The 26,384-nt window shown below is 66.9% G+C and carries 23 protein-coding genes and 2 pseudogenes; 16 read left to right on the top strand and 9 right to left on the bottom strand.

Annotation, left to right across the window (positions count from 1 at the left end; translation table 11 throughout):
• Positions 1–208 precede the first annotated feature (208 nt).
• Both IPG50_15630 and IPG50_15625 read left to right on the top strand, forming a co-directional pair.
• On the top strand, positions 209–523 hold the full coding sequence (locus IPG50_15630; GenBank protein ID MBK6693617.1) for a hypothetical protein: 315 nt from the start codon (positions 209–211) through the stop codon (positions 521–523).
• Between the two features lie 48 nt (positions 524–571).
• Positions 572–1,294: a phytanoyl-CoA dioxygenase family protein gene (locus IPG50_15625; protein MBK6693616.1), complete on the top strand. Its 723-nt coding sequence runs from the start codon at positions 572–574 to the stop codon at positions 1,292–1,294.
• 134 nt (positions 1,295–1,428) lie between these two features.
• Here the strand turns inward: IPG50_15625 and IPG50_15620 are convergent, their stop codons facing one another.
• The 3 genes from IPG50_15620 to IPG50_15610 all read right to left on the bottom strand — a co-directional run bounded on the left by IPG50_15620 (position 1,429) and on the right by IPG50_15610 (position 4,685).
• Complete coding sequence (locus IPG50_15620; GenBank protein MBK6693615.1) at positions 1,429–2,433, bottom strand: hypothetical protein; 1,005 nt, start codon at positions 2,431–2,433, stop codon at positions 1,429–1,431.
• A 68-nt stretch (positions 2,434–2,501) separates the two neighbouring features.
• On the bottom strand, positions 2,502–3,845 hold the full coding sequence (locus tag IPG50_15615) for a DUF4388 domain-containing protein (protein ID MBK6693614.1): 1,344 nt from the start codon (positions 3,843–3,845) through the stop codon (positions 2,502–2,504).
• A 228-nt stretch (positions 3,846–4,073) separates the two neighbouring features.
• Positions 4,074–4,685 carry a hypothetical protein gene (locus tag IPG50_15610; protein ID MBK6693613.1) on the bottom strand — a complete coding sequence of 204 codons (612 nt, stop codon included), beginning with the start codon at positions 4,683–4,685 and terminating at the stop codon, positions 4,074–4,076.
• 780 nt (positions 4,686–5,465) lie between these two features.
• Here IPG50_15610 and IPG50_15605 point away from each other — a divergent pair.
• From IPG50_15605 to IPG50_15595, 3 genes are read left to right on the top strand one after another with little or no spacing between them, the layout of a single operon-like run.
• Entirely contained in the window at positions 5,466–6,416 is a 951-nt protein-coding gene (locus tag IPG50_15605) for a hypothetical protein (GenBank protein MBK6693612.1), read from the top strand.
• Between the two features lie 58 nt (positions 6,417–6,474).
• A complete protein-coding gene (locus IPG50_15600; protein ID MBK6693611.1) occupies positions 6,475–6,666 on the top strand; it encodes a hypothetical protein in 192 nt (63 codons plus the stop codon).
• Positions 6,667–6,713: 47 nt separating this feature from the next.
• Complete coding sequence (locus IPG50_15595; GenBank protein ID MBK6693610.1) at positions 6,714–8,576, top strand: serine/threonine protein kinase; 1,863 nt, start codon at positions 6,714–6,716, stop codon at positions 8,574–8,576.
• Positions 8,577–8,791: 215 nt separating this feature from the next.
• Here IPG50_15595 and IPG50_15590 read toward each other — a convergent pair whose 3' ends face one another.
• A complete protein-coding gene (locus IPG50_15590) occupies positions 8,792–9,373 on the bottom strand; it encodes a hypothetical protein (GenBank protein ID MBK6693609.1) in 582 nt (193 codons plus the stop codon).
• A 37-nt stretch (positions 9,374–9,410) separates the two neighbouring features.
• Between IPG50_15590 and IPG50_15585 the strand changes: the two genes are divergently transcribed.
• The 4 genes and pseudogenes from IPG50_15585 to IPG50_15570 all read left to right on the top strand — a co-directional run bounded on the left by IPG50_15585 (position 9,411) and on the right by IPG50_15570 (position 11,929).
• Complete coding sequence (locus tag IPG50_15585; GenBank protein ID MBK6693608.1) at positions 9,411–9,605, top strand: hypothetical protein; 195 nt, start codon at positions 9,411–9,413, stop codon at positions 9,603–9,605.
• 287 nt (positions 9,606–9,892) lie between these two features.
• A complete protein-coding gene (locus tag IPG50_15580) occupies positions 9,893–10,993 on the top strand; it encodes a hypothetical protein (protein MBK6693607.1) in 1,101 nt (366 codons plus the stop codon).
• A 197-nt stretch (positions 10,994–11,190) separates the two neighbouring features.
• Positions 11,191–11,382: a hypothetical protein gene (locus tag IPG50_15575; protein ID MBK6693606.1), complete on the top strand. Its 192-nt coding sequence runs from the start codon at positions 11,191–11,193 to the stop codon at positions 11,380–11,382.
• Between the two features lie 184 nt (positions 11,383–11,566).
• Positions 11,567–11,929: pseudogene (locus IPG50_15570) on the top strand (transposase).
• 166 nt (positions 11,930–12,095) lie between these two features.
• Here the strand turns inward: IPG50_15570 and IPG50_15565 are convergent.
• From IPG50_15565 to IPG50_15555, 3 genes are read right to left on the bottom strand one after another with little or no spacing between them, the layout of a single operon-like run.
• Positions 12,096–12,437, bottom strand: a complete 342-nt coding sequence (locus IPG50_15565; protein MBK6693605.1) for a hypothetical protein — start codon at positions 12,435–12,437, stop codon at positions 12,096–12,098.
• 12 nt (positions 12,438–12,449) lie between these two features.
• Positions 12,450–13,526: a DMT family transporter gene (locus IPG50_15560; GenBank protein ID MBK6693604.1), complete on the bottom strand. Its 1,077-nt coding sequence runs from the start codon at positions 13,524–13,526 to the stop codon at positions 12,450–12,452.
• A gap of 16 nt (positions 13,527–13,542) precedes the next feature.
• Positions 13,543–14,463 carry a cation transporter gene (locus IPG50_15555; protein ID MBK6693603.1) on the bottom strand — a complete coding sequence of 307 codons (921 nt, stop codon included), beginning with the start codon at positions 14,461–14,463 and terminating at the stop codon, positions 13,543–13,545.
• A 302-nt stretch (positions 14,464–14,765) separates the two neighbouring features.
• On the opposite strand from IPG50_15555, the gene IPG50_15550 reads away from it, so the two are divergent.
• From IPG50_15550 to IPG50_15520, 7 genes and pseudogenes are all read left to right on the top strand, one after another.
• Positions 14,766–15,116: a hypothetical protein gene (locus IPG50_15550; GenBank protein MBK6693602.1), complete on the top strand. Its 351-nt coding sequence runs from the start codon at positions 14,766–14,768 to the stop codon at positions 15,114–15,116.
• A gap of 84 nt (positions 15,117–15,200) precedes the next feature.
• Positions 15,201–15,494 (top strand): hypothetical protein, encoded by a 294-nt coding sequence (locus IPG50_15545; protein ID MBK6693601.1) that lies wholly within the window; start codon positions 15,201–15,203, stop codon positions 15,492–15,494.
• Positions 15,495–15,498: 4 nt separating this feature from the next.
• Positions 15,499–16,863 (top strand): efflux RND transporter periplasmic adaptor subunit, encoded by a 1,365-nt coding sequence (locus IPG50_15540; protein ID MBK6693600.1) that lies wholly within the window; start codon positions 15,499–15,501, stop codon positions 16,861–16,863.
• A gap of 2 nt (positions 16,864–16,865) precedes the next feature.
• A pseudogene (locus IPG50_15535) lies at positions 16,866–19,981 on the top strand (efflux RND transporter permease subunit).
• Positions 19,982–20,043: 62 nt separating this feature from the next.
• A complete protein-coding gene (locus IPG50_15530) occupies positions 20,044–20,520 on the top strand; it encodes a TlpA family protein disulfide reductase (protein MBK6693599.1) in 477 nt (158 codons plus the stop codon).
• A gap of 8 nt (positions 20,521–20,528) precedes the next feature.
• Entirely contained in the window at positions 20,529–21,857 is a 1,329-nt protein-coding gene (locus tag IPG50_15525) for a TolC family protein (protein ID MBK6693598.1), read from the top strand.
• A 20-nt stretch (positions 21,858–21,877) separates the two neighbouring features.
• The gene (locus IPG50_15520) at positions 21,878–23,716 is read left to right on the top strand and encodes a hypothetical protein (protein ID MBK6693597.1); all 1,839 of its coding nucleotides are present in this window, start codon (positions 21,878–21,880) and stop codon (positions 23,714–23,716) included.
• A 99-nt stretch (positions 23,717–23,815) separates the two neighbouring features.
• Here the strand turns inward: IPG50_15520 and IPG50_15515 are convergent, their stop codons facing one another.
• Positions 23,816–25,279 carry an ATP-dependent DNA helicase RecQ gene (locus IPG50_15515; GenBank protein MBK6693596.1) on the bottom strand — a complete coding sequence of 488 codons (1,464 nt, stop codon included), beginning with the start codon at positions 25,277–25,279 and terminating at the stop codon, positions 23,816–23,818.
• A 70-nt stretch (positions 25,280–25,349) separates the two neighbouring features.
• The gene (locus IPG50_15510) at positions 25,350–26,222 is read right to left on the bottom strand and encodes a nuclease (GenBank protein MBK6693595.1); all 873 of its coding nucleotides are present in this window, start codon (positions 26,220–26,222) and stop codon (positions 25,350–25,352) included.
• Positions 26,223–26,384 lie beyond the last annotated feature (162 nt).

Below are 26,384 nucleotides of genomic sequence, written 5' to 3'. Positions count from 1 at the left end.
GCCAGCTTGACATGAGAGGTGCCATCGCGAATTGTTGGGGAGCGGGCTATCCGAGTCCGGCTCTTCGACGCTGCCGCCGGCACGGCCTCGCGTGGAAGAGCGAAGAGGGCTCAGCCCTTCGGTGTTGCACCTAATCGCTCGTCATCCAGTTCGTTCCGTCGGTGCCGGCCGACACGAGAATCGAGCTCGGAGATCGTCTGGACAAGCGATGGGGAACCGGCACGGCAACAAGAAGCTACGGCTCGCGGCTCGGGCGAGGATGGCGAGAACGGGAGAGAGCTATCAGAAGGCCCTCTCCTCGCTCCACCACGCCGACGTTCCGGAGCAGACTTCAGTGCGTTGGGGAGCAACGGAGAGCGGCGTCGACCTTCTGCCGATCCGCTACTTCGGTGCTCCCGCGGCGATTGCGACCTTCGAGATCGCGGGGCGGTTCGCCGTACTCGTCGTCTCCAGCCAGCATCGTCCCGCTCCGTTTCCGCAAAACCCGCTCGTCGCGCTCGGGCCACCACGCGCTGTCCACTGAACGATCGTCGGCTCACGACGGCCGCAGCCTGCGGCACGGGAGAGCACGATGAACCTTCTTCAACGCGAACGTCTGCAGTCCTTTCGTCTCCACGGCTACTTCGTCGTGCCCGCGTTCTTGAATCCGACCGAGCTGGGCGAGCTCCGTCGCGCATGCGACATCGCGCTCGATCGCGCCCGCGCGGAGTCGACCGAGCACGGCCACACCACGCCGAAGATCGGGGTGTTGACGGAATCGAGCTACTTCTCGCATCAGCCTGGTGCCCTCGACCGCCTCACGAAGTTCGCGGGCTCGGCGCGAGTGTGCTCGCTCCTCGAAGGCTTGGCTCTCGAAGGCGAAGACGACACTCCTCACCTCAAGAACACGGACTACTACCACGAGCAAACGAAGCACGACTGGGACGGCGACTGGCATCGCGACAGCCAGTTTGGGCAACCGGATCCAGAGCTCGAACGCAGGCGCATTCTCACCACGACATCGGTGCACGTGCGGGTGGCGCTGGTGGACGACGATCGCCTGGAGATCGTGCCGGGCTCGCACCGGCGATGGGACACGTCAGAGGAACTCCAAATCCGAAAAGGCTCGAAGCGGACGTCACCTGCCATGCCAGGGGCGACACGCATTGCCGTGGAGGCTGGCGACGCTTGCGTCTTCCACGCGTGGTCGATCCACCGAGCCACCTATCAACGCCTGCCGCTACGACGCACGCTCGACTGTCTCTACGCGTTTGGCGGTCTGCCGATCCGACACTGGACGGCGCCGAACGGGTGAGGTCGGAGGTCGGTTTCGGGCGCCTCCACCACGGGACCTCCGTTTTTCCGTGGTCTCGCCGTCTTGTGGGGACGCGCACGAGAAGGAGGAACCGCGCCACGGCGACGACGTGGCGCATTGTTCTAACTGGCTCGTCAATCGTCGACGAGGAAGGCGACGTCGTCGGGGTCGAGCGCTGTGGTCGGCGTGCGCGCTAGGAGGGTGCGCACCTCGTCGCGCCACCGCGTGAAGCCGCCGGGGAGACGCCACGCGCGTGTGTGGGCACCATAGCGTTGGTGTTCAGCCATGGCGCGCCGCAGAGCGGACTCCAGGCGCTCGGTCGGCGGGCCGGCCGGCACGCGCGGCGCGGCAGCGACGAGCGATGCTGCCGTTGTGGCGGTAGGCGGCCGCGTCGGCCACAGCGCGATGAGCGGCGGCGGCGAGTTCTCTGCCAAGGCCGCCGCGATGCGGTCGTGACCGTCGAGGACCACGTAGCCACCGATCGCCGACACGTAGAGGAGTAAAGCAGGGGCGAGGAGGCCATCGCGGGCCCGCTTGCGAAGCGCATGCGCCCGAGCGCCGTCGCTGGAGGGAGCGCGGAGCGGCCACACCGCGCCCATGGGAACGAGCGCGTCTCCCCAGCCGCACGCCCAGTCGTCGCGCGTGAGCGGCCGCGGGGAAGCGACAGCCTCCAAGCGCCACGCGAGGGGCGGACAGCCGTGGAGGCCATCGGCGGGGTTGCGTGGATACGCTTGCGCGTCCGCGCGCGCGCCGACCGGGACCGGTGCCATGGCCCATGTCCCGTCGAAGAGCGGCGTCGCTTCGGGCGAGAGGCTCGCCAGAAGGTGCCGCATCCACGCGCGCACGTGACCCTCGCCCCTGGGCGCGCGTGCGCCCGCGACGAGCCGCATGTCGTCGGCCGTGATGGGCGCGACAACGCCCGTCGACGACGCGTGCGGCCCGAGCCAAGCGATCTCTTCCCACGCGCCGATGCGCGCGTACGCGAGCGGGCCGTTCGGGCCCGAGAAGCGAAGCGCGAATCGCCCGGCGTACTCGACCCGCGTGGCCGGTCGTTGCGGCGCGCCCGACACCGACAGGAGGAGTCCGGGCTCCGCCCGCCCGCCGACGACGAAGGTCGTCTCTACCGGAACCGCGCGCATGGCCAAACCATAGGGCATGTCGTGCTCGAACGCGCAGATCGCGGCACGGCGGCGACCGTCGCGCTGCCCTAGCCGCTGCGCGTGATCTTCACGGCTGGGTAGGTCCCGGAACGCAAGTAGGCCGTGGGCGTAGGAGCCGCCGCGGGGGCCACGAGATCCGGCGAGGTGCTCGTGGACTCGCGATTCGAGGGCGGGACCATGGAATCGCTTGCCCGTTCGAGCAGCGCCAGGCGCTCCGCAACGCGGACGTTCAACGCTGTCGCAACGTCGCGTTCAAGCAGGGACGTCGTCAAGAACAGCGCAAAGGACACGAGCTCGTCGAGGCGTCGAATCAAGAGCGCGATGGGCGCCTCGCCGGGGCGGGCCGCTAAGTTGCGCGCGACGCGTTCGGCAACGACGGTGCCGTCGGCGAGAGGCCAGGCGCTATCGAGTAGCGCGGCCAAAGAAGGATTCCCCGCGACGAAGCGCGACAGACCGACCCGAAGCTCGGCCCCCACGTAGCTCTCGTCGCATCGTCGGTGAATCTCAAACAGCGCGCCGTTGTAGATCTCGACGATCGCCCCGGCCCCGCGTGGACGCGGTGGCGCCATGCGGACGAGCCCGGAACGGACGAGCTCGGCGAGGCCCCTTCGGGTCTCGTAGTCGAGCCATCCTGCGCGGCGGCCGACCTCCGCCACGGAGCGCCGACCATCACAGAGGGAATACAGCGTGACGAGCTCGCCCGGCACCGCGCGCGGCTCGAGCGGCTCCGGAATGTGATGTTCGCTTTCGATGGTCGAGGCGAGTTGGTCCAGCTCGTCGAAGCGTTGGGCGCTCTCCATGAGGAGCTCCATGAGCGAAATGCTCTCGAGGAGCCGCGCGGGCGAAGAGCGCGAGAAGAAGCTGAAGGCTCCCGTCTCCGCCGCGAGGATCCCGTAGACGACGAGCCGCGCCGATTGCTCCACGGCAAGGGCGAGGTCTGCCGCCACCACGGCGCCCGACTGCTCGAGGGCTTCAACGAACGAGCCGCCGGAGACGACCGCCGTTCGCGCCACGAGGTCGACGGTGTCGCGCGAGGCGACGCCGCGAGTGAGGATCACGTCGACGACCTTCTCGCCGCGGACGTCGCTGGTCGCGTCGATGACCCGACCCTTCTCGAGGGCCACGCTGCGCGTCGCGCCGCCACTTCGAACGATGAGCGTACCGCTCCACCGCGATTGCCCCATGAGCGCGAGCACATCGAACATGGCCCCGCGCGTCTCGATCTCGCCGGCGAGGCGAAGCGTGGGTTCGGTGGGGCGACGCATGAGCATGTGCCCCGCTGAGCCGTCGACGATGCACCACTCGCCGGAGCGCTGCTTGAGCTCCTCGGCGGCCACGCGCCCCACGGGCGTCACCATCCCCTCGCCAATCCGGACAACACGCTCCGCCATTCAGACGACCTCCAAGAGGGGTACTCTTCGGTACGGGCGCCCTGGTCGCTACACTTACCATTCACTTTTGTGGTGCAAGTGGAACGGTGACCTACTCCGTCGCACAACCATCGCGGGCGCGCGGGGCTCCAGCGCGACGGTGTACGAGGTCAATTAATTGATACGATTCATTGGCTTGAGCGCGGTCCGCGAAACGCCGGCCCAGGCCCTCGGCGTTGGCGTGGTCGCTCAATGGGGATCGCCACCGCACCGCGAGGGTAGGAGCCCGCGTGGGGCCAACCGATGGGGACGCTCGAGGGAGATCCTGCACGATGTGCCCTGGCACGCGTTAGGCGCCAGCTCACGAAGTTTGGCAGCCGCCGCTCGTGCGAGCGTGAAATCACGAACGTTCGTGGCCTCCTCGAACTCCGCCGGCAACACGCTCTCGTTATCAGCGAGCGGTACGTGCCCGGCAAAGTAGCAGTACACATCCTCGGCGATGAACCCGCCGCCCTGACGCCAACTTCCAGTTTGAAGGCAGCGCAGGTGCGAATTGCGCTCCGCGCCGCATCGGTCGACGAACGGCGCATCGCTCCACGGGATCTTCGTTTCGCCCGGCAGCGACGCAACGAGGGTTCCTTTGGGAACGGCGTTGCGCGCCACCGCGGGCACCAGGAGCAGTGCCGCGTGCAGCGGAGAATCACGCGAAATTTCTCCCGTGACGAAGGCGGTCGTGGGCGCTCCAAAGACGCTCAAGTTTCCAAGGTCGGTCGCCCCCTCGTCGGCCGGCGGCGAAGAGCAGCCGACCGTTGTAGCGGCGAGGGCAAGGGCGAGAACAAGAGAACTCTGGCGAAGTGACATGGTGGACCTTTCGTTGCGCATGCCTCGCATGGAGCACGGTGCGTGCCTCGCAACGGGCGACGTGGCGCGGCCAATTTCGCGCAGGTTTGCCACGCACGTGGAGGTGCCGACTCACCGCTCGACGAGTTGCGTCACCTGCTCGCGACCGGGAACCAAACCGCCGACTCTCGCGATGTCCTCACATCGAGTCGCCTCCTGTCTACACACTTTGGGAGCGCAAGCGCTGCACCACTTGGACACTCTCGGGCGGTGGCGAAAACTCCACGTGCGCCCGGCTCTCTAGTGCGCACCCCGCTTGCGAAGCGAGGCGACGGCAAAACCCAGACTCATCCAGTTACCGTGTCCCGCGACCTCCCGCCCGGAGCGGCCTCCCAACCTGCTGCGTTCGACATGCGTGGGCACTGTCCTTGGAGGATTCAGGACGTAAAAACACTCCTGCCCGTCCCGTTCCGTTGAATCGTTTCTCGCCTGAGCGGAAGCGGCAACGCGATGCACCGCCTGCGGCAATCGGCCGCCGACCAAACGGCCGACGGGCGCTCGCTTTTGCACATCGCGTGCGCCGAGGACGACGTGGCCACCCTCCGGGAGGGACTCGGTTGCACTCGAGAGGCAACGCGCCGCTCCGCGCGACTGTGGCGTGACGGTTGCTGATGCTCCTCGTTGAGGAGCGCGCCGTTGACCGTTCGCTCTCAAGCGTCGTCGACGCGCAGCCCTCACGCGACGGTCACTCCTGACCGCCGCTTCGCCATGCTTTGACCAGTTTGACCAGAAGGAACGCTCATGAACCTGTCGACCGTCCGCTTGTCCGCAACCCTGCTCGTAGCCAGCTGCACCGCGCTCGCGGGCGTCGTCGCCGCGGGGTGTTCCTCGTCGGCCGACGAGGGTAACCAGCCGCAGTCAAGCAACGCGGCGCAGACTGGTGACGGAGGCCTTGGCGCGAGCTCGAGCGGCTCTGGCGCTGACGGCGCGGCGAGCCAGCCGGAGGGGCCCGTCAAGACCGGCTTCGTCACGCTCGCGCAGACGAAACAATCGAGCCTCGTCACGTACGCTGCGACCGCCGCCTTTGCCACGAGCCCTCGCGGCAACAGTGGCAGCGAGGCGTCGTGCAAGGTCTCCACGGAGGGCGCGTGCCAGGTGACGACGTGCACCATGGGCACTTCGGACGCGGGTGTCAGCGACGCCGCAGCGGCGGGTCCGACCTCCGAGAGCGCCGGCATCGTGAGCCTCAGTGGCGGCAAGCTCGCGAGCGCGCTGCAGCTCACGCCGGGCGCGCAGAACGCCTACGCTCCGGCCAACGGGACGAGCGCTGCATTCGCCGCCGGTGACTCCGTGAAGGTGAGCGCCGCAGGCGCGACGGTGCCCGCGTTCGAAGCCACGGCCATCGCCCCCGGTGACATCACCGTCACGGCGCCGGTCTTCGCGTCGTTCCAGACGAGCTTCAGCAAGTCGAAGGACCTGGCGGTGTCGTGGACCGGCGGCGCAGCCGGCAACGTCAACGTCGCGCTCTCTACCTATGGCGCGAAGCTCGTCAGCGTCCTGTGCACGTTCCCAGCGAACGCCGGATCAGGAACGGTGCCCGCCGCGGCCCTTACGGACCTCGACCCTTCGGGGCCGCTGGGGGCTTCGATCTCGATCCTTCCCTCTGTCACCAGCACCGTGACGGCTGGCGACTACAAGGTGACGTACACGCTGAGCGGAACAGGAGCCGCGGGCACGTTCACGCTGAAGTGACCGCCGAAGTGACGCGCCGAGTTCGCCGACGCACGGACGGAGACCAGAGGAGATGAACATGTCGATCTATGCGCTGCTGCTCCACATGGGAATCGAGCTCGACCCGGCGAGCGACGCGTCTTGTGACGCCGATTCGGCATCCATCAACGGGGGCCGCGCGCCCATGCCGCCAGAGCGACCGGGGCTCCCGGCGGCGCCGGAGCCCGCGCCGGAGACCTTGCCGAGTCCTGGTGATCGGACCGGTGCGTAGCGGCGGACTGGCGTACGAAGCCCTGTGAATCACGTACACTCATCGCCGTGACAAACCCGACGCTCCAACAGGTGCTCGGCGGCCGCTATCGCCTCGAGGCGGTGCTCGGTCAGGGGGGAATGGGGGCGGTCTACGCGGCCACCGACCTGACGATCAACCGTCGCGTGGCCATCAAGCTGCTGCGCCGGGAGCTCGCCGACGATCGCGACAGCCTCGAGCGGATGCGCGAGGAGGCCGTGTCGCTGGCGGCGCTCCGCCACCCGAACGTGGTGCAGCTCTACGACTTTCACGCGGCCACGCCGGAGACGACGTTCCTCTTGATGGAGCTGGTGGAGGGCGAGAGCCTAAGCCGGCGACTCGAGAGGCAGGGGCCGATGCCGGTGGCCGTGGCCGTCGACTACGCGCGTCAGGTCCTCTCGGCGCTCTCCGCGGCGCACGCGCGAGGCATCATCCACCGCGACATCAAGCCCGGCAACGTGCTCGTCATGGCCGTGCCTATGCAGAAGGATCTCATCAAGGTCCTCGACTTCGGCATCGCCAAGCTCACGGAGGACACGATACGTCGAAAGCCGACCACCGCCGGGATGCTCATCGGGACGCCGGCGTACATGAGCCCGGAGCAGGCGGCTGGCCGGCCCGTCGACACGCGCAGCGACATCTATGCGGCGGGCCTCCTTCTCTACACGCTCTTGGCCGGCAGAAATCCCTTCTCGGGCTTCGAGCTGGCGGCGACGCTGGTGCGCGTCCAGAACGTCGACCCCCCGCCGCTCGCGGCGGTGCGTCCCGACGCAGGAGCGGCCCTCGCGGAGGTGCTCGCCGTCGCGATGGCCAAGGAGCCAGCCAAGCGTTTCCAGACGGCGCAGGAGCTCGTGGCTGCGATCGACTGGGCGACGACCGGTGGCGCCGACGCAGCGCCCAGCCTACGGGGCGCGGTGTCGACACCACCGACGGTCGACGCGCTCACGGCTCGTCCGAGCGCCGCGCCCCCGTCACTCACGGCGCCGCAGGTCGGAACGACGGAGTCCACCTGGACGGCACGCGGTACGACGATGCCGCACGGTCAGAGCACGATGGCGTCCGCAACGGCGGCGCCGCTGTCGACGCACGCGCCTTTGGTCTCCTCGCAGGGAAGCGCGACGCAGCCTGTTCAACAAGCCAGGAGCGGCGGCTCGACCGTCATGGTCGTGGGGCTCCTCGTGATGGGGATGGCGCTCGTGCTCGCCGTCGGCGCCCTCGCGTACTTGCTGCTTGGGCGTGACGCGCCTGGCGCCACCACCGCCACGTCGCCGCCGGCGGCGAGCGCGGACGCGGCGGCGACGCCGCCACCGACCTCCGCCGCGCCGCTCGCGAGCGCACCGCCGACCTCCGGGACGCCGCGCATCGTGCCCAAGACGACGCCGTCGGCGAAAGACCCGACGAAAGACTCCATCGCAGCGGGGACGACCGATCGCTGCAATTGCAGGCCGACCATCGACAGCGTGAACTCTCTCCACGGCAGGGGCTCCCCCTTAGGCAAGCGAATCGTGCCGCTTGATTGCCGGTGCGAGGGGGTCGGTCAGAGCATTTGCCCCACCGAGATCCGCGCGTGTTCGCCGAAGGCGACGCAGTCCGGCGAGCTGACGCCCGCAGGGTGCCGCCACGACGGATTCACAGAGTGCCCGGGCGGCATGGCCGCGACGAGCATCAAGGGCACGAAGGCCGGCGAGGCCTGCTCCGGCTGGAACAGCGTCGGCCAGAAGGCGAGCGGTACGCTCACTTGCCGCTTTCCCGAGTCCGTCATCCACTACACGGGCCCGAAAGGTACGTCGCCGGGCCTCCGCTCCGCCTTCGACGAAATCCCAGGCGTTCCGTGCAAGGGTTTTCGCGTCGACCTTGTGGAAGTCGACGGCTTTCTCTATTGCCCGCGATGAGGGGCGACCCCGACACCCTGGTGAATGGCAAGCGCCAAATAGTCGCTTGATTCACCTACGCTCCACGAGTGGTCCTCGTGAATCACCAGCAGGCGAATGACCTCTGGAGCTATCCATGAGGCACATACCCTGACCGTGAGCCACACGGAGTCGATGGCGTCTGGAGCCACGCCAGCGGGAGCTTGCAACAGCGACAGGGACCGCTCGGCGGCGCTTCACTCACACGAGTTGGGATCCTGTGCGCACAGTTCCGCGAGGTGCGCTTTGCCCGCGAAAGAGGCGCCCTTCGGCAAGAGCTGGTGGTCGATGGTGTAGAGCGAGAGAGCTTTGCTGAAGGGAGGCGGATACGGAAACTCCGCCGCGAAGGTCAGGCGCAGGACGCTCCAGTCGCGACGAACGATGTCGACCACGACAGGTTGGCCATCGGCAATCCCACCGAGGCTCAGGCACGTCTGCGTGGGGAGGAAGCCACCGTTGGAGTGAATGGGCTCAAGCTGTCCGGCCGCTCCAATGAAGCGCGCGAACGGAAGGCCTTTGGCGTCCGAGTGAACCGCGTCGCCCAGAGCGCTGATGCAACCAGTCAGACGCCTGAAGCGATCGCGCTCGACGCCCAACACGAGCGACTCGAGACTCGTCTCGGAGAGTGCTCCCGCCGCGGTGGCGGTGGAGCGAGGCGTCGTTTCGCGAAGCTCGTTCCGGGCTGTACCGGCGGCTTCAGTGTCGTCTGCGCCGCAACCGCTGGCCAAGGTGAACGCGAGAAACGCCGCGCTGCGGCAGGAGAATGTCATCGAGCTCATCGCCTCCTCTACGCTACGGAAGTCGAAAGCTCCCTTCATGGAGATGAAGTCCAACCTCACGCGAAAACTCTCGACGACGTCATCGTCGGCGCTCTCCGACGGCGGGCTTGTTGCGGGCGTACGTCATAGGACGCTCCCGTGGTGGACTGCTCCCTGCGACACGCGCGTGTCGTGCCGGGGCTTTCGCGTCGACCTTGTGGAAGTCGACGGCTTTCTCTATTGCCCGCGATGAGGGGCGACCCCGACAGGCGACGACCGGTCGTGTGGAGGTGATGGCCACACGCTCCCGTGCAGCGCCACTGACCTGTGCCCTCGGAAACGCCCTCGCACCTCGCCGACGAAATCGCACATGGCGAACGGGACCCCAAGGCCCGGATGACCTTGACCTTCGCTCCCGCTCCCGCTCCCGCTCCCGCTCCCGCGGCCAAGAGGCCCGCCTGGCCTGCCCCGAAGGCGAGCGCATGACGAAACGTCATCGTCGACGACTGGCGTGCCTCGTGCCATAGAGGCCCCACTACGATGCGCCTGCTCCTGGGTTCTCCGCTTCTCGCGTTCGTCGTGTCCGCCTGCACCGTGGTGGCTTGCGGTGGTTCCACTCTCGGCGCCATCCCCGACGACACCAGCTCCGACGCGGGGTCGATCGACGCGGAGCTCGACGGACCGGGCGGTGACGATGCCGCGGACGGCGGCGCCCGAGACGCGACGCTCTCCGACGCCTCGCCTCCCGACGCGCTCGTCCTCGACGCCACGGTCTCCGACGCCACCTTCCCCGACGCCCCAACCCCCGACGCTACCGTTTCCGACGCAGCGCTAGCCGAGGCCGGCGTCGACGCTACGGTCGCCGATGGCGCCACTCCGGACGCTGGCACCGACAGCGGCACGGCTATCGATGCGGCGGGAGCGGACAGCGCGTCTCCCGACGCCGCGCTCCCCGACGCGGGCCCCTTCGCGGTCGCGTCGCTGCCGGGCCTTTCGATGTGGCTTACCGCGTCTACCGGCATCGTTGCCGATCCCGCCAAGGCAGGCCGCGTGAAGCGGTGGCTCGATCAGTCCGGCAACGCCAATCACGCAGAGAAGCGACCAAGCGAGAACGGGCCCCTCTTCGACCCGCAGGCGCTGAACGGCTACGACGTTCTCGAGTTCGACGCGGACACCACGGGCCTCACCGTCGCCGACGCCGCGAGCCTCAAGTTCGGCACTGGCGCCTTTGCGCTCGTCGCCGTGGCGCGGGTCCAGACCGGCGATCAGGATTGGACCGGCCTTTGGTGGAAGGGAAGCCCGGGGTTCATCGTTGGCTTTGGCGCAACCCCCGGCTCCTTCGACGTCAGCGCCAACGGCCTCGTTGCGAAGTGCTCGTTCCCGGGCGGGCCCGTGGCGTGGCGCGTCTACACCTTGAGGGGCCCGGCGTTGCGGCTCACGGCGGGCACGTCGACGGCGACCGGCTCCACCTCGACCTACGACCTCAGCTCTGGCAACGACTGGTGGATGATCCTCCCGCAAAATGGCGGCAGCCACCTGGCCACCAGCAAGCTCGCCGAGCTCATCTTCATCAACGGCACCCTCAGCGACGCGAATCTCGCCGCGCTCGTCGCGCATCTGACGGCCAAATACGCGCTCTGAGCGAGCTGACGCGCTCGCGAATGCCCAGTCGCTCGCACACTCTCCGTGCTCGCCGACGAAATCGCGCATGGCGAACGGGACGCCAAGCTCCTGATGACCTTGACCTTCGCTCCGCTCCCGCGGCCTAGATGCCCGCCTGGCCTGTCACGAAGGCGCGGTCGGAGCCCTACGAACCGACCGGTGCTAGGCTTTCCCCTATGACCGCGAAGACGACGCCAGTGGATCCCGTGCAAGCGGCTTTCGACAACGCCCCCATTGGCGAGCCCGAGACCGACGAAGAGCGGCGCCTCGTGGCGGAGGCTCGCGAGAGCCGTGCGCGCGGGGAGCGCACGTACACCCAAGACGAAGTCGAAGCCCTCTTGGCTGAACGTCGGAAGCGCGAAGGATGAGAGCCGTCGACTGGTCCTCCGCCGCGACGGCCGACTTGCTCAACATTCCGAACATTGCCAGTGCCGAGCAGGTTGCGCGCGCCGTGCGCCGCTACGCCGAAGACGGCATCGGCTTCGTGCTTCACGTCCCGACCGCCGACGCCCCCGACGAGTTTGATCCCCCGCACGCGAACCTACGTGCGACGTTGTCCTCGACGCGCTCAACATGGCGGTCGCCCAGCGAAAGCCGACGAGCGTGATTCACCACTCCGATCACGGCTGCCAGTACACCTCGCTGGCCTTCGGACGACGTTGCCGCGAGGTCGGCGTCCGTCCGTCACGAGGCTCGGTCGGCGACGCGTACGACAATGCGATGTGCGAGAGCTTTTTCGCGAGCCTCGAGTGCGAGCTCATCGACCGACGGCGCTTCCGCACCCACGCCGAAGCTCGCATGGCCGTCTTCAAGTACATCGAGGCCTTCTACAACCCGCGACGTCGGCACTCCGCCCTCGACTACCTCTCTCCTATCAACTACGAGAAACTCACGCGGCTCGACGAAAGCGCTTAACCGTCCACCGAACTGGGGCGACTTCAGTCCTTCGCAGGGACCGCTCGGGTCTTGTCATCCTCGACGTGCCGTCGGAAGAAGTGGATGCGCCACGGAATGGCGGCGGCTCGCGGCGCAGGCTCTCGCTTCTTCGTAGAGGTCCCCTTAGCCATCTCGGCTTCTCGGTCTACATCAGGTCGCCCCGACGTACACGAACGACCTTGCTCATTGCTGAGCGAACGCGCGTTTTCACAAAGATTTTTCCCGACGCCTCCAATAGCGGAGCGTCGGTTGCGTGGTCTCCGTCGTCCGAACAGATTCCTAAGCGGTTCTCCTCTTTCGAGATGACAACCACGGCACCGGGGCTCGCCCGGCCGTTGAGTGCGAAGTCGGGCTGCTTGTAGATCTCGCAGCCAACCGGGCGGGCATTCCAACGCTTCGTCACATGACGCCGCAGTCCGTCTTTGATCTCGTTCGTCGTGTCGCCTGGGCAAGACGCCGGGGCGCGTACGCCGGGGTCTTGCGTCATGAGGCGTCAACATCAGGCGTGTCGATGGTGGTGGTGGGCGTCAGGCGCGTGAGGATGATCGTGGGTCCGATCGTCATGACGGTGGGGATGGCTATGCTCCGTCTCGACGGGCGGGACGTGCCGATGGTCGTGGTGGCCGTCGTCGTGACGATGGGCGTGCTCATGCTCGACGGGCTCGTGGATATGGCGATGACGGTGACGCTCCGTGAGGTGGAGGCTGACACCGAGCCCGAAGAGCCCCGCGGCCAAGAGTGTCATGACTCCCACGGACCGTTCACCCATGGTCCAGGCGCACGCGGCCCCGACGAAGGGAGCCAGCGCGAAGATCGAGCCGGTTCGGCCCGCACCGATGCGACGCTGGGCAAGGAGATAGAGCCGTAGGCTCAGGCCGTAGCCTGTCGCTCCGCACGCGAGGAGACCGAGCATCGCGAGGGCCTTGGGAAAGGTCTGATTGAAGACCAGCGACACGATCAAGCCGAACGTCGCCCCGAGCCCCGCCTTCCACCGCACCACCTGAGTCGGATTCAAGTCCGCCAACGGGCGGGTGAGCGCGTTGTCGAGCGCCCATCCGAATGTCGCGAGGACGACAGCCACGGCTCCCCACCCGACGCCTTCCTCCCGCTGCTCGCCGAGGACCAAACACAGCCCTCCCGCGGCCATGACTGCCAAGGCGAGGGCAACACGACCGCCGATGGGCTCGTCGTACAGTCGCCAAGCGAACAAGACCGTGAACATCGCCTCCATGTTGAGGAGCAACGAGGCGCCCGAACCGCTCGTATGCTGGAGGCCCCAGGCAAGGCAGACGGGGGCGAAGAGGGCTCCGACGATGGCAATCACGACAAGACGGCCAGCGTGCCGTCTACGCACCGGGGCTTCGCGGCCTTCCTTGGAGCCGAATCCAGTCATGGAGACGGCGGCAGCTCCCGCGTACAGGAGTGCTGCGGTCGGAAGCGCACCGGCGTTATGACCGAGCCTCTGGATGATGGGCGTGGTGATCCCGAAGGTCACGGCGGCGAGTGCGGCAAGCAGACCTCCCCACGCGAGGGGGTTCGGTGGTTCGGCTCGATTCGACGCGGACTCATTTCTCATCTGGGTGCCTCCGAGATCATACGGTTCCCTCGGCCGCCAGGTGGCAGGGATCCGGGGCCTCGGGAGCTTCGACCTGCAAGGTCGAGTGCTCGATCTTGAACTTGTCGTGCAAGACCTTTCCCACGTCTCCCAGAAACCTCGGCTCGCACGTGTTGGTCGCCATCACGAGGTGGGCCGTCAGGGCGGTCTCGGTGGTACTCATCGCCCAGATGTGGAGGTCGTGGACCTCCAGGACGCCGGGAAGGCCAGCGAGGTACGTGTTGACGGCCTCGGCGTCGATGCCCTCCGGGACCGCGTCCAGGGCAAGGTTGACCGATTGCTTCAAGAGGCCCCAGGTGCCCAAGAGGATCACCACCGAGACCACGAGGCTGACGAGGGGATCGAGCCACATCCAGCCCGTTCGCAGGATGATCGCTCCGGCAACGACTACCCCAAAGGACACGGCGGCGTCGGAAGCAAGATGCAGGAAGGCGCCTCTCAGGTTTGCGTCCCCCTTCCGGCCCTTCGCGAACAACATGGCCGACACGCCGTTGATGACGACACCGACGGCGGCCACCGCCATCACTATGCGACCCTCGATGACTGCCGGGTGGCGGAGGCGTCCAACGGCCTCCCACGACACTCCCCCGATGGCGACGAGCAGAAGGACGGAATTTCCGAGGGCGGCGAGAACGGTGGTCTTCCGAAACCCATAGGTTCGTCGTCTTGAAGGCTTCCGTTGAGCCAGAAGGAACGCGGCCCAAGCGAAGGCCAGACCAAGAACGTCGCTCAGATTGTGGGCCGCGTCGGCGACGAGCGCAACCGAGCCGGAAGAGATCCCGTAGACCGTCTCGACGACGACGAACACGAGGTTCAACGAGATGCCGATGATGAACGGTCGACCGTAGCTCTTCGGGCTATGGTCGTGGCGGTGGTCATGCGCGTGGTCATGCCCCATGGCTCACCTCCGTGCCGTCAGCGTCAGGAAGGACAGATTCACCCGAACGGTTGTTGCTCGTCGCCCCTCCGAAGGAGGCGTAGTCAGTGGGCAAGAGCAGCATGGTCAGAGGGGTGGCGGAGATGATGCTCTTAATGACGACCGTGGCAAGCGGGCTATGAAGCAGCACCTAATCACGCGCCGTCGTCCCCTTGAAATTCCACACCACCGTCACGAGTGCTTCGACAGGGCGCCGCCGCCTGGCGCAGCGAGGTCGCCCCCTCTTGAGCGCTTCCCGTTTCGCGGTGCTATGCTCCACCGCGATGACGCCGAAGGTTCAATTCCTCGGAAGCCTCGTGCGGTGGCTTCGCCTTACGGCGATCGCCCTCTCGCTCGTTGCGCTCCTCCCGAGCCTCGTCATCGACGCCGATTGCCTCGTCGCGGATGCGCTCGCGCAAGAGCCCTGCGAAGGCGACACTGGCCGCGACACGCCCTGCGCCTGTCCAGTTGCATGCGGCTCGTGCAATTCCGTCCGCGCTGTGCCGGCTACGCCGACGGCAACAATCGCCACCGACTTGCAGCTGCGATCGACTCCCGCGGGGCCGCCTATCGAGCTGGAGCGCCGTCCCGCCAATCCCGATCCGAACGAAATCGGGCACGTTCCAAGGGCCTGACGCTCTTTCCGAGCCGCGCGCTTCCGTCTGTTTCCCGGACCAGAGCTGCGCAACGTCAACGACTCTTTGCGAACGGAGTGGTCCATGCGCCACCTGCTTTGTTTCGTTCTCGCGATCACCTTTGCGATTTCCGTCGGTTGTAAGAAAGACGCGCCTGCCGAAGCCAAAGGCCACGCAGCCGCCAATGTGAAGCCCGGCTCCCACGAGGACTGGTGCGATGAGCACGCGGTGCCCGAGTCGCAGTGCGTGCTCTGCAACGCGTCGCTCATCCCAGCTTTCAAGGCCACTGGCGACTGGTGCGACGAGCACAAGCTGCCGAAGTCCCTCGACGCCAAGTGCAACCCGGCGCTGAAGATCGTTCGGCCCCCGAAGAGCTGAGCGCATGAAAATTCCGATGCTTGTTGCGCTCGCCGCGTTGGCGAGCGCCGACGTTGCTTGTCGAAAGGAAGCGGCGCCCGTCACCACACGCGCAGCGCCCACCGAAGCGGGTGCGAACGGGGTCTGCGCACACGGCGTGCTGCAGCCCATTTGCCCCAAGTGCAACCCGAAGGTCGCTGCCGTTTTCCAAGCAAAGGGCGACTGGTGCAAGGAGCACGGCATGCCCGAATCGGTCTGTCCAATTTGCCATCCCGAGCGCGGGGGCCGGCCGGCGCGCGACATTTCGGTCAAGCCGTCCGACAAGCCGGCAGACGCACTTCCGCCCGACGGGACAAAGATTCGACTCAAATCCAAGGAGGCCGCGAGGCTCGCAGGCATCACCGTCGCCGTCGCCGACTCGCGAAACGTCGGCGCAGGGGTGACCGTCGTCGCCAAGATTTCGTACGACGGCCGCAAGCTCGCGCACGTGAACGCCCGATCGCGAGGCGTCGTGCGCTCGCTGTCGGCGGAGCTCGGAACCAAGGTTGACAAGGGAACGACGCTGGCCGAGATCGAAAGCGGAGAGGTTGGGGCTGATCGGTCGCGCGCACGCGGGGCCTCCGTGCGCATCGAGAGCGCGAAGAAGAACTTCGACCGCGTCCAATCGCTCCGGACCGACGGGCTCGGCACGGAGAAGGACCTCAACGAAGCGCGACGCGAGCTAGAGGCGGCAAAGGCGGAACACGCTGCGCTGTCCGCGGGCCTCGTCGTTGCCGGAGGAGGAGGCGCCGGCGGCGTTTACCTCCTCACCTCGCCGCTCGCCGGGATGGTCACCAAGCGTGAAGCGACCATCGGCAAGCTCGTGGGCACCGACGAGGTGCTCTTCGAGATCGTCGACACGTCGACGATGTGGGCAGACCTCGAGATTCCCGAGCGCGATCTCACCAGCGTCGCGCGCGAGCAAGAAGCCGTCATCGAGCTCGACGGCGTTCGTGATCGGCAGTTTCGTGGCAAGGTCGACTTCCTCAGCCCCGCCCTTGATGCACACACGCGCACCGCGTCCGCGCGCGTACCTCTTTCGAATGCAGACGCTGCGCTGCGCGCGAACATGTACGGCAAGGCGCGGATCCTCAGCGGCAAGGCACGAACGGGCACGTTCTTGCCGGTCGGCGCTGTTCAACGGGTGAAGACCGAGCACGTCGTCTTCATCCGCACTGCCGAGGACGTGTTTGAAACGCGACGGGTGACGTTGGGGGCTCGTGAAGGGGCGACTGTCGAAATCGCGACTGGCCTCAAGCCGGGGGAGACCGTCGCCCATGACGGCAGCTTCCTGCTGAAGACCGAAATCTCCAAAGATGCGATCGGCTCCGGCTGCTGCGGAGAGGACTGAGCATGCTCGCGCGCGTCATCGACCTTTCGCTCAAGCACCGGTTCGTGGTCGTCCTCGCGTGGCTGGGCATCGCGATCCTCGGAGTCGCCTCGTTCCAGCGCCTTCCGCTCGACGCATTCCCCGACACGACCCCAACGCAGGTACAGATCAACACCGCAGCGCCGGCCCTCTCTCCGCTGGAGATCGAACGACAGATCACCGCGCGCATCGAACAGTCGATTGGCGGATTACCCGGCCTCGCCGAAGTGCGCTCCGTATCGCGGTTCGGGTTCTCGCAGGTCACGGCTCTCTTTCACGACGGGGTCGATGTCTATCGCGCGCGGCAAGTCGTGAGCGAACGGCTGGTCGCGATTTCGCTGCCGCACGGCATCGAGCGGCCGCAGCTCGGCCCCGTAGCCACCGGCCTCGGCGAAGTTTCTCACTACCTCGTATCGGGCGAGGGCAAACGCCTGGACGAGCTTCGTTCGGCGCAAGATTGGATCGTGAAACCGCAGCTTCGTTCCGTGCCCGGCGTGGCGGAGGTCAACGGGTGGGGCGGCGACGAACGTCAGATTCAAGTCGTCGTCGATCCCACCGACTTGGTCACGCGGGGACTGACGCTCGACGAGCTCGCCGTCGCGCTGGAGCGCAACAACGCCAACGTGGGCGGCGGGGTCATCGATAGCGCCGGCGAATCGGCGGTGGTCCAAGGTGTCGCCATCGTCACGAAGCTCAAAGATATCGAAGACACTGTTGTCGGTGCCCGCGATGGCGTGCCCATTTACGTGCGCGACGTGGCTCGCGTGGTCGAGGGTAGAGAGATTCGACGCGCCGCCGTGACCGCCGACGGCAAAGGCGAGGTCGTCCTCGGCCTCGGCTTCATGCTCATCGGGGAGAACAGCCGCGCGGTCTCGAACGGACTCCGCAATCGACTCCTGGAAGTGCAAAAGAGCCTCCCACCAGGCATCAAGGCCACGGTCGTTTACGACCGCACGGAGCTCGTCGATCGAGTGCTCGCTACCGTTCGCAAGAATCTTCTCGAAGGGGCGCTCCTCGTCGTTGCCGTGTTGTTCGCCTTTTTAGGCAGCGCACGGGCCGGCCTCATCGTAGCCCTCGCCATTCCGCTCTCGATGCTCTGCGCGTCGAGCATGATGCTGCGCTACGGAATTGCCGGGAGCTTGATGAGCCTGGGAGCCATCGACTTCGGACTGGTGGTCGACAGCTCGGTGATCATGGTCGAGAACGCGTCCCACCATCTCGCGCAAGAAGCGGAAGGCCATCGCTCGATTACCGACGTCGTTCGCTCTGCGATGCTCGAGGTCCGCGGGCCTACCATGTTCGGCGAGCTGATCATCATGATCGTCTACTTGCCGATTCTGGCGCTCGAAGGGGTCGAAGGAAAACTGTTCCGCCCGATGGCCCTGACGGTGATTTTCGCGCTCCTCGGCTCGATGGCCCTCTCCGTCACCCTGGTCCCCGCGCTTGCCAGTCTGTTCTTGAAGCGTCCCCGCAAACGGCGGCGAACCGAGCTCATGGCGCGGCTCGCGAGTGCGTACCGTCGTGGAGTCGAAGTCGCGCTCGACCACAAGGCGCTGGTGCTGGGCGTAGCGGTGGTCTTGCTCGGGAACGCCGTGTTCCTCGCCACGCAGCTCGGGACGGAGTTCGTGCCTCGCCTTCAGGAGGGCACGCTCGTCGTGAACACAGTCCGCGCCGGTGGGGTCTCCGCCGACGAAACGATCCGTATCGGCCTGAACATCGAACGTGCGCTGCTCACGAAGTTCCCAAACGAGATCGAGCGCGTGTGGACGCGATCAGGCGCGCCGGAGGTCAACACCGACCCAATGGGCCTCGAAGTCTCCGATGTGTTCATCACGTTGACGGACCGTGTGCGCTGGAAACGCGCTTCGACACAAGAGGAGCTCGCCGCGGCGGTTCAGAAGGAGCTCACGGTTTTTCCCGGCATGCGCGCCATCTCCACGCAGCCCATCGAAATGCGCGTCAACGAGATGGTCGCCGGCATTCGCGCCGATGTCGGCGTGAAGATCTACGGAGACGACTTCGCCGTCCTCAAGGAGAAGGCGATGCAAGTCGACACGATCTTGAAATCGATTCGCGGCGCCACCGACGTATCGGTCGAGCAGCTGACGGGACGACCCGTGCTGCAGGTCGAGGTCGACCGCGGCGCCATCGCCCGCCACGGCATCTCGGCGCGCGCGGTGCTCGACGTGGTCGAGACGTTGGGCTCGCGCGTCGTCGGCGAGCTGAAGGAGGACGAGCGTCGATTTCCAATCACGCTACGGCTCCACGATCGGTACCGGACCGACCCGGACGCTCTCGGCAAGGTGTTGGTCACTGCGGCCAACGGCGATCGCCTGCCACTTGCGGGCTTGGCCAAGATCGAAGTCATCGAGGGCCCGCTGGCGATCAACCGCGAGTGGGCGCGCCGCCGGGCGGCCGTGCAAGTGAACGTCCGGGACCGCGACATTGGTTCGTTCGTCGAGGAGGCCAAGGAGCGGATCTACAGCGAGGTCTCGCTGCCTGCCGGGTATTACGTTCAGTTCGGGGGGCAGTTCGAGCACCTCGAACGCGCACAAGCGCGCTTGTTCGTGGTCGTTCCGCTTGCACTTGCGCTGATCCTGACGCTCCTCTACTTCACGTACGGGCGCATCATCGACGCGCTGCGCGTATTCACGGGCGTTCCGTTCGCGGCGATTGGCGGCGTCGTGGCGCTGTTCATTCGCGGTTTGCCGTTCAGTATCTCGGCCGCGGTCGGGTTCGTGGCGCTCTCCGGCGTCGCGGTCTTGGGCGACATGGTCCTCGTCTCTACGATTCGCCACCTGCTCGATCAGGGCGTGCCTCTGCGAGACGCGGTGGTCGGCGCTGCGGAGCGTCGTCTGCGGCCGGTGCTCATGACGGCGCTCGTCGCGAGCCTTGGCTTCGTTCCGATGGCGCTCAATACGGGCTTGGGGCCGAGGTGCAAAGGCCGCTCGCGACCGTGGTGATCGGCGGACTGATCTCCTCGACACTGCTCACCCTTCTCGTCCTTCCGGTCCTCTACGACACGGTGGGTCGACGGTTTGCAACGGTCATCTCGGTGAGGCCGCCACCCCTAACCCCGAACCCCCAGCTGGACCGATGACGCGGGAAGCACGTCGCTGGTTCCTTCCGCTCGTTGCAATCGGTTTGCTGCAAGTGGGGTTCGTGCTGCTTTACAAGAGCGTCTCGGCTCGGAAGCGTACGTCCTCACGTTCGCAGCCGCTCCGGGTCGGCGAAGTCGCGCCGCCGCTGGCTGCGGTTCGCGGCGACGGTTCCCCGAGCACGTTCGCGCAAATCGGCGGCGGTCCGGTGCTCGTTCATTTCTGGGCCACGTGGTGCGAGCCGTGCCGGAAGGAGCTGCCATCGCTCCTCGCATTCGGAAAATTGACCGACGGCGTCCCGGTGATCGCTGTCAGCGTCGACGACGACTGGGACTCCATTCGCGGCTTCTTCGAAGGCGGCGTACCCGAGAATGTCGTGCGCGCTGCGAGCGCGGCCCACGCGGCCTATGGAGGGAGCATGCTGCCCGATAGCTACTTGCTCGACGGCGAACGCCGCCTCGTCGCCCGCTTCGAGGGAGCGCGCGATTGGGACGCTCCGACCTTTCGCGCCCAGCTCGGGCGCCTCGTCCACGGAAAATGAGGAACATCGTGCGATTCAAAGCGAAGCGGGCACTCACGATTCCACTCGTCGTTTCCGTCGTCCTTGCGGCGACGACGGCCCGAGCCGAGCCCATGACCCTGGAGCGCGTGCTCGCCCTCGTGAACGAGGCGCCGCGCGCGCATGTCGCGCGGGCACGAGCGGTAGCGAGCCGCGCCGGAGTCAGGACGGCGAACAAGCTGCTCCGTCACAACCCCACGCTGCGCGGGAGCCTCGAGACGGATGCACCGTTCGACAACGACGGAGAGCGATCCCTCGGCGTTGCGATCGAGCAGGCGTTCGAGCTGGGTGGACAGCAGGGGCTTCGTCGCGATCTCGCCGGCGCCGAGAGCGACGAAGGGGCGGCGAGCAGCGCTGGGGCAGTCGCGGATCTCAAGACCGAGGTCGTCGCGCGATTCTTCGAGGTCGACACGCTCGCGCGAGAGCTCGCAGTCGGGCGGCAAGTCGCGGAGGTGTACAGGCGGCTCTCGGTGAGCGCGGCGGCTCTCGTCGAGCGAGGCGCAATCACACGAATCGACCTCGCGGTCATCGACCTGGAGAAGACTCGCGTCGAGGCGCAGCTCGCGCGCGACAGCGGTTGGCTCGAAGCAGAGAGCCGTGAGCTCGCATCTCTTGCGGGTAGGCCAACGTTGGCGATTGAGCCGGTCACCAGCGACGCGGTCGCTCCGCTCGCCGCCTCGGCGGATGCGCTGGTTGCCGACGCCGTCGTTCGACGTCCGGAGCTTGCGGCGACCCGGCACCGACAGCGAGGGGCGACGGCAAAGGAGTCGCTGGCGCTGCGCGAGGTGTGGTTGACGCCGACTGTCGCAGTGGGCGTAAAGCAGGAGAGGCTCGTATTCGGTCGCGGCGGCCTCCGGCTCGATGCGGGAGCGGCGCCAGGACTGAACGGAGTCGATCATCGCATGTGGGTCGCGGCCGTCGACCTCTCGATTCCGCTTCCGGTTTTCGAGCAGCGAAACACCGACCGTGCGCGCGCCCAAGGCGAGCTCGCGATCGCGTCGGCCGAGGAGCTGGCGACACGCGACCGGATCGAAGGCGAGGTTCGGGCAGCCGCCGCTCGTGCCGATGCCGCGTGGCGCGCCTTCGAGATATCTTCGACGACCCGGACCGTGGCGGAGGAGACGTCGGCGTTGGTGGAAAGTGCATTCGCGCGCGGTGCTGTCACGGTGAATGAGGTGCTGGTCGCTCACGAGCGGATCTTGCGTGCACGGCTCGGCGTCGTACGCGCACGGGGCGACGTGTTGCGTGCGCGAGCCGTGCTTGCGGGGGCGCGCGGGCATTGGTCAGGGGAGCCGAGCCGGATTCCGGCAGGTCTTTGAGGGCGTGAAAGGGTGCTGCCATGCGTATGAATCCACCAAAATCCCGCCTCCGTGGCGCTTCCGTCGCCGCCGCAGCGGCGCTGGCCTTCCAAGCGTGCTCGGGGAACGACGCGCCCAAGCCTGCGGCTCTAGCGCCCAGCGCCGATGGCGGCGATGCCGCTCGGCCGGCAACCGCCAAGCGTTCTCTTTGTGTTGACGGCACGAGCGTCGACGGGACGTATCCCCAAGAAGAGTACGGATTCGCGATCGGTCGCACTCTTCCGAACCTCTCGTTCGATACGGCTGTCGGAGGCCTGCGACTCGAAGAGTACTTCGAACCGTGTGCACCGACCTCGCGGCTCCTCGTCTTGCGCGTCACCGCGCCGTGGTGCGGCTCGTGCCTATGGCATGCCGAGCACGGCAAGACCCTTCCGTCGCTCGACGTGGGAGCGCGATTAATCATGGTCGACGTCCTCGCCTCCGACCGCGACAATCTCCCGCCACGCGCGAGCGATCTCGATGAATGGCAAACGCTCGTCGGGAGCGGTCCGCGCGTCGCCGCGGATCCGCGAGCGCGTCTGCTCGCAGTGAACCCGACGGCCGCGCCCTTGCCGCTCTACGTCCTGGTCGACACGAAGCGGATGGAAGTCGTCAACTACTTGAACGACCCCGACCCGGAGTTTCTAGAGCTTCGAATTCGGCAAGAGCTCGCCGCGGTCGACAACGCACCGGTCGTGCGCGAGGTCGAATCGACGAAGGTCGACGGCTACTTCTACCGAAATCAGTGGGAGCTCCTTCAGGACATGAAGGTGCCGGCGGCGCCGCCTGCGGATGCGACGAATTCCAAGGCGGACGACCCGGCCGCCGCCGCGCTCGGCGAAAAACTTTTCAGCGAAACGGGGTTCGGCTCGGCGGCCGTGTCGTGCGCGACCTGCCATGAGCCGGGAAAGGCGTTCGCGAGCGACAAGCCCGTCGCGGTCGGGGCCGGCACGGTCGATCGGAACGCGCCGTCCGTCTTGCTCGCAGCGTACTCGCGCTGGCAATTTTGGGACGGCCGCGCTGACTCGTTGTGGATGCAGGCGCTCGGTCCACTCGAAGCCGCGGACGAAGTTGCAAGCACGCGACTCCAAGTCGGTCACACGGTGTTCGCAAAGTACCGCACCGAGTACGAAGCGATATGGGGCGCCATGCCGGCCTTCGACGTGGCCGCGCGATTCCCCGCGAGCGGAAAGCCGGGCGACGCGAGCTGGAGCGCGATGTCATCTGAGGATCAGACGGCGGCAACGCGTGTATTCGTCAACGTCGGCAAGTCGATCGCGGCCTTCGAACGAACGCTCCGCGTAAAACCGAATCGACTCGACGCCTACGCCGGCGGGGACACGAGCGCGCTCACCACCGTCGAAAAACAGGGCCTCTTCGACTTCTTCGTGGGCGGTTGCATCCAGTGTCACTTCGGTCCGCGGCTGACCAACGATGCATTCCACAACGTCCGCTTTCCGACAGGTCGGAAAGACGGGCAGGCTGATCGAGGGCGACCGGACGGCGTTACCGCCCTCCTTGCCGCCGAGTTCAATTCGGCGAGCCAGTGGAGCGATGCCCAGAGCTCCACCAAACTCGCGGCGCTCGAGAATCGAATCCATCCGATCGGAGCGTTCAAAACTCCGACCCTCCGCGGGGTTGCGAACACGGCGCCGTACGGGCACGGCGGTTCGGTGCCCAACCTCGTCGAGGTCACGATTCTGTACGGCAAGGCTGGCCTCGAGGCTTCTGACCCGCGCGCGATCGGCACCATCGAGCCTTGGGTCGCGAAGTTCAGCGAGCATCACCGTCCGGGAATCGAGGCGATCCTCAACGTGCTCACCGGGACGCGAAGTGAATAGTCGGCAGCAAACGGGGGCCGCGGTGCTCGACGACCTCCTCGCCGCGTGCTCATCGCCGAACGGTCCGGCAACCGGAGCGGAGACACATCGGTTCGCTTCTCACCCTCGCGCACCGCCGTCCCGGCACACGTCGCAGCGCCCGCATTCGGCGCCGCCGTCCTCTCCGAAGTACGCGATCAGCGCGCGCGCGCGACACACGCTTCCCTGCGCGTAGTGCATCATCGCGTTGAGCTTCCGCGCATCTCGATCTCGGCGCGCGGCGAACGATGACGCGAGGGCGTCGACCACGTTCTCCCGGTCGCGCTCCCGTTCGCCCTCGCCCTCGCCCTCGCCGTCGCCATCACGCTCACGCTCCCCCTCGCGCGTCGCCCGCAACCGCGCCCACTCCGCAGCAATCGTCTGCACTCGCCGCTCACCAACGCCCGTAGCAGCCACGAGCTCGTCCAGACTCATCGCCCTCGCCCTCGCGCTCGCCGGCGCGCTCGCGAGCGCCGCGCACACCTTCTCGATGTCCGCACGTCGCGGATACCGCCCCGCGAGAAAGTACGTCTGCACGCGCTTGTCTTCGAGCCGATAGAAGAGCACGCATCGCGCGGGCTTCCCGTCACGCCCGGCGCGTCCCGCCTCTTGGTAGTAGCTCTCGATCGAATCGGGGAACTGGTAGTGCACCACAAACCGGATGTCCGGCTTGTCGATCCCCATCCCAAACGCCTTGGTCGCCACCATCACGCGAACGTTCCCGTTCATGAACCGCGCGCGACTCTCCTCGCGCGCATCGGCGCTCATCTGCGCGTGATAGCGCGCGACCGGCACACGCGCCGCGCTCAGCCACGCGAACAGCGTGTCGGCCATCTTCACGGTGGCGACGTACACGATGCCGGCGCCCGGCTCTTCTTCGACGAGCTCCTCGAGTGCCGCGCACTTGGCCATCTCGTTGACGGTGCGCCGCACCTCGAACGCCAGGTTTGGCCGCACGACGCTCTTGCGAACGATCACCGGATTGCGAAGCTGCAATTCCTCGGCGATGTCGTTCGCGGTCTCCGCTGTCGCGGTCGCCGTGAGGGCGAGAATCGGAGGCCGCCCGAGCTTCTCCGCCGCCTGAGCGATGGCCAGGTACGCGGGGCGAAAGTCGTGTCCCCACTGGGAAACGCAGTGCGCCTCGTCGACGGCGATCAGACCGACGCCGCGCACCTTCAGCATCTCGATGCACGCGTCCGAAGCGAGACGCTCCGGCGTGACGTAGACGAGCGGATGCTCTCCGGCGCGGATCTCGGCGTTCGTTTGGCGCTCTTCGTCGGCCGAGAGCGTCGAGTCGAGCTCGGCCGCGTCGACGTGGGCGCGCCACATGTGATCGCACTGATCTTTCATCAGCGCGATGAGCGGAGACACGACCACCGTGGGCTTGCCCAGCACCAACGAAGGCAACTGGTACGTCAGCGACTTGCCTCCGCCGGTCGGTAGAACACCCAGCGCATCGTGCCCCGTGAGCACGGCTTCGATCAGCTCGCGCTGCCCGGGTCGGAAGCTCCGCACGCCGAAGCGTGCAGCGGCGAGCCGCGCCATGACGGTCCAGCGTGGATCCTCACCGTCTTCGATAGCGTCTTCGATCGCAAGCGTGGCTACGGCAGCCATGTCACGTCTCCACCCAAACGAGGTCGAGCAGATCGGTCGTCAAGGCGACGTGCCTCTCGCGTTGCTGCACGAGCGACGAGAGCAACACGTTGGCGGCGTGCCTGAGCACGACGCGATCGGGCCGCGTCTCGCCACCCGAGCCGTGGCCAGAGAGCCAATCGACGAACGATCCGTCGAACCCTTGAACGCGGTCGGCGAAGTAGTCGATGCATCGCCTAAACAGCTTCGGGAAGATGAGCGCTCCTCGTGGGCCGACGGAGCGTGCGCCGCGCAAGTCGAAGCCGCGCGCGGTGGCATCGTCGCTCCACACGCCAAGCCGTTTGGCGCGTGCCTTCCGGGCGGTGGCCCGGAACATGTCCCGGTGCTCACGGGGCTGTGACGTGTACGCGAGCGGGTACACGTGGCCTGCCGCAAGGAGCACGTGGTTCGCGGTCTGCTTGAGGACCGCCGGCGTCACGCGATGGCGCCGCGCGCCGGCACTTGGACAAGCGCGGAGCAGATACGCGATCACCCGGCCGTGTGCGTCCGCCGCGCCCGTGAGAATGGTCGCGGGAACGATCGCCGGGGCCGCCGAGTCGATCGTGGTGCCGTCGGGCGCACACCGAACATCCGTGACTCCGAGCCACCCGAGGAGCGCATCGCGTGCACTTGCACCGCGCGGCTGGCCGGCGGCTGCGTAGTGGAGCTCGGGGGCGTCGACCCCTTCGAGGCGCAACTGCACGCTGCCACTCACCGGGCTCCACCGTATTAAGGACGAGCGCTGCAAGTTGGCGAGCGGAGCCGAGTCGTTCGGCAAAAATCGGATCGAGTCACCGTCCGGGGCGTACCCGGTGAGCACGATGTGCCCGTCCAAACATTCGTAGAGCGGTCCCATGGCTGGAGTTCCGGTTGAGGATCGTGGGTGAGGAGCTTGGGTAAGGCTCCGCGCACGCTCGGTAAGCGGGCGCGAAGCCGCGATGACTCACCGCGGCGCTGCGGTAAGCGTGGTGGGAGGCGCCCGGGATCAGCCGCGTGCTCGAGTGCACGAGGGCGGATG

The sequence above is a fragment of the Myxococcales bacterium genome (assembly GCA_016703425.1).
In the GTDB taxonomy this organism is placed as follows: Bacteria; Myxococcota_A; Polyangia; order Polyangiales; family Polyangiaceae; genus JADJCA01.
This window is presented reverse-complemented; position numbering and strand designations above follow the sequence as displayed.

Coding starts and splice junctions, on each gene's coding strand:
- IPG50_15620 (MBK6693615.1), bottom strand. CDS start 2,433: ATGCGCGCGGTTCCGGTAGAGACGACCTTCGTCGTCGGCGGGCGGGCG.
- IPG50_15545 (MBK6693601.1), top strand. CDS start 15,201: ATGCGCCACCTGCTTTGTTTCGTTCTCGCGATCACCTTTGCGATTTCC.
- IPG50_15605 (MBK6693612.1), top strand. CDS start 5,466: ATGAACCTGTCGACCGTCCGCTTGTCCGCAACCCTGCTCGTAGCCAGC.
- IPG50_15540 (MBK6693600.1), top strand. CDS start 15,499: ATGAAAATTCCGATGCTTGTTGCGCTCGCCGCGTTGGCGAGCGCCGAC.
- IPG50_15560 (MBK6693604.1), bottom strand. CDS start 13,526: ATGAGAAATGAGTCCGCGTCGAATCGAGCCGAACCACCGAACCCCCTC.
- IPG50_15520 (MBK6693597.1), top strand. CDS start 21,878: ATGCGTATGAATCCACCAAAATCCCGCCTCCGTGGCGCTTCCGTCGCC.
- IPG50_15630 (MBK6693617.1), top strand. CDS start 209: ATGGGGAACCGGCACGGCAACAAGAAGCTACGGCTCGCGGCTCGGGCG.
- IPG50_15610 (MBK6693613.1), bottom strand. CDS start 4,685: ATGTCACTTCGCCAGAGTTCTCTTGTTCTCGCCCTTGCCCTCGCCGCT.
- IPG50_15575 (MBK6693606.1), top strand. CDS start 11,191: ATGACCGCGAAGACGACGCCAGTGGATCCCGTGCAAGCGGCTTTCGAC.
- IPG50_15550 (MBK6693602.1), top strand. CDS start 14,766: ATGACGCCGAAGGTTCAATTCCTCGGAAGCCTCGTGCGGTGGCTTCGC.
- IPG50_15565 (MBK6693605.1), bottom strand. CDS start 12,437: ATGACGCAAGACCCCGGCGTACGCGCCCCGGCGTCTTGCCCAGGCGAC.
- IPG50_15510 (MBK6693595.1), bottom strand. CDS start 26,222: ATGGGACCGCTCTACGAATGTTTGGACGGGCACATCGTGCTCACCGGG.
- IPG50_15615 (MBK6693614.1), bottom strand. CDS start 3,845: ATGGCGGAGCGTGTTGTCCGGATTGGCGAGGGGATGGTGACGCCCGTG.
- IPG50_15590 (MBK6693609.1), bottom strand. CDS start 9,373: ATGAGCTCGATGACATTCTCCTGCCGCAGCGCGGCGTTTCTCGCGTTC.
- IPG50_15515 (MBK6693596.1), bottom strand. CDS start 25,279: ATGGCGCGGCTCGCCGCTGCACGCTTCGGCGTGCGGAGCTTCCGACCC.
- IPG50_15555 (MBK6693603.1), bottom strand. CDS start 14,463: ATGGGGCATGACCACGCGCATGACCACCGCCACGACCATAGCCCGAAG.
- IPG50_15580 (MBK6693607.1), top strand. CDS start 9,893: ATGCGCCTGCTCCTGGGTTCTCCGCTTCTCGCGTTCGTCGTGTCCGCC.
- IPG50_15600 (MBK6693611.1), top strand. CDS start 6,475: ATGTCGATCTATGCGCTGCTGCTCCACATGGGAATCGAGCTCGACCCG.
- IPG50_15625 (MBK6693616.1), top strand. CDS start 572: ATGAACCTTCTTCAACGCGAACGTCTGCAGTCCTTTCGTCTCCACGGC.
- IPG50_15585 (MBK6693608.1), top strand. CDS start 9,411: ATGGAGATGAAGTCCAACCTCACGCGAAAACTCTCGACGACGTCATCG.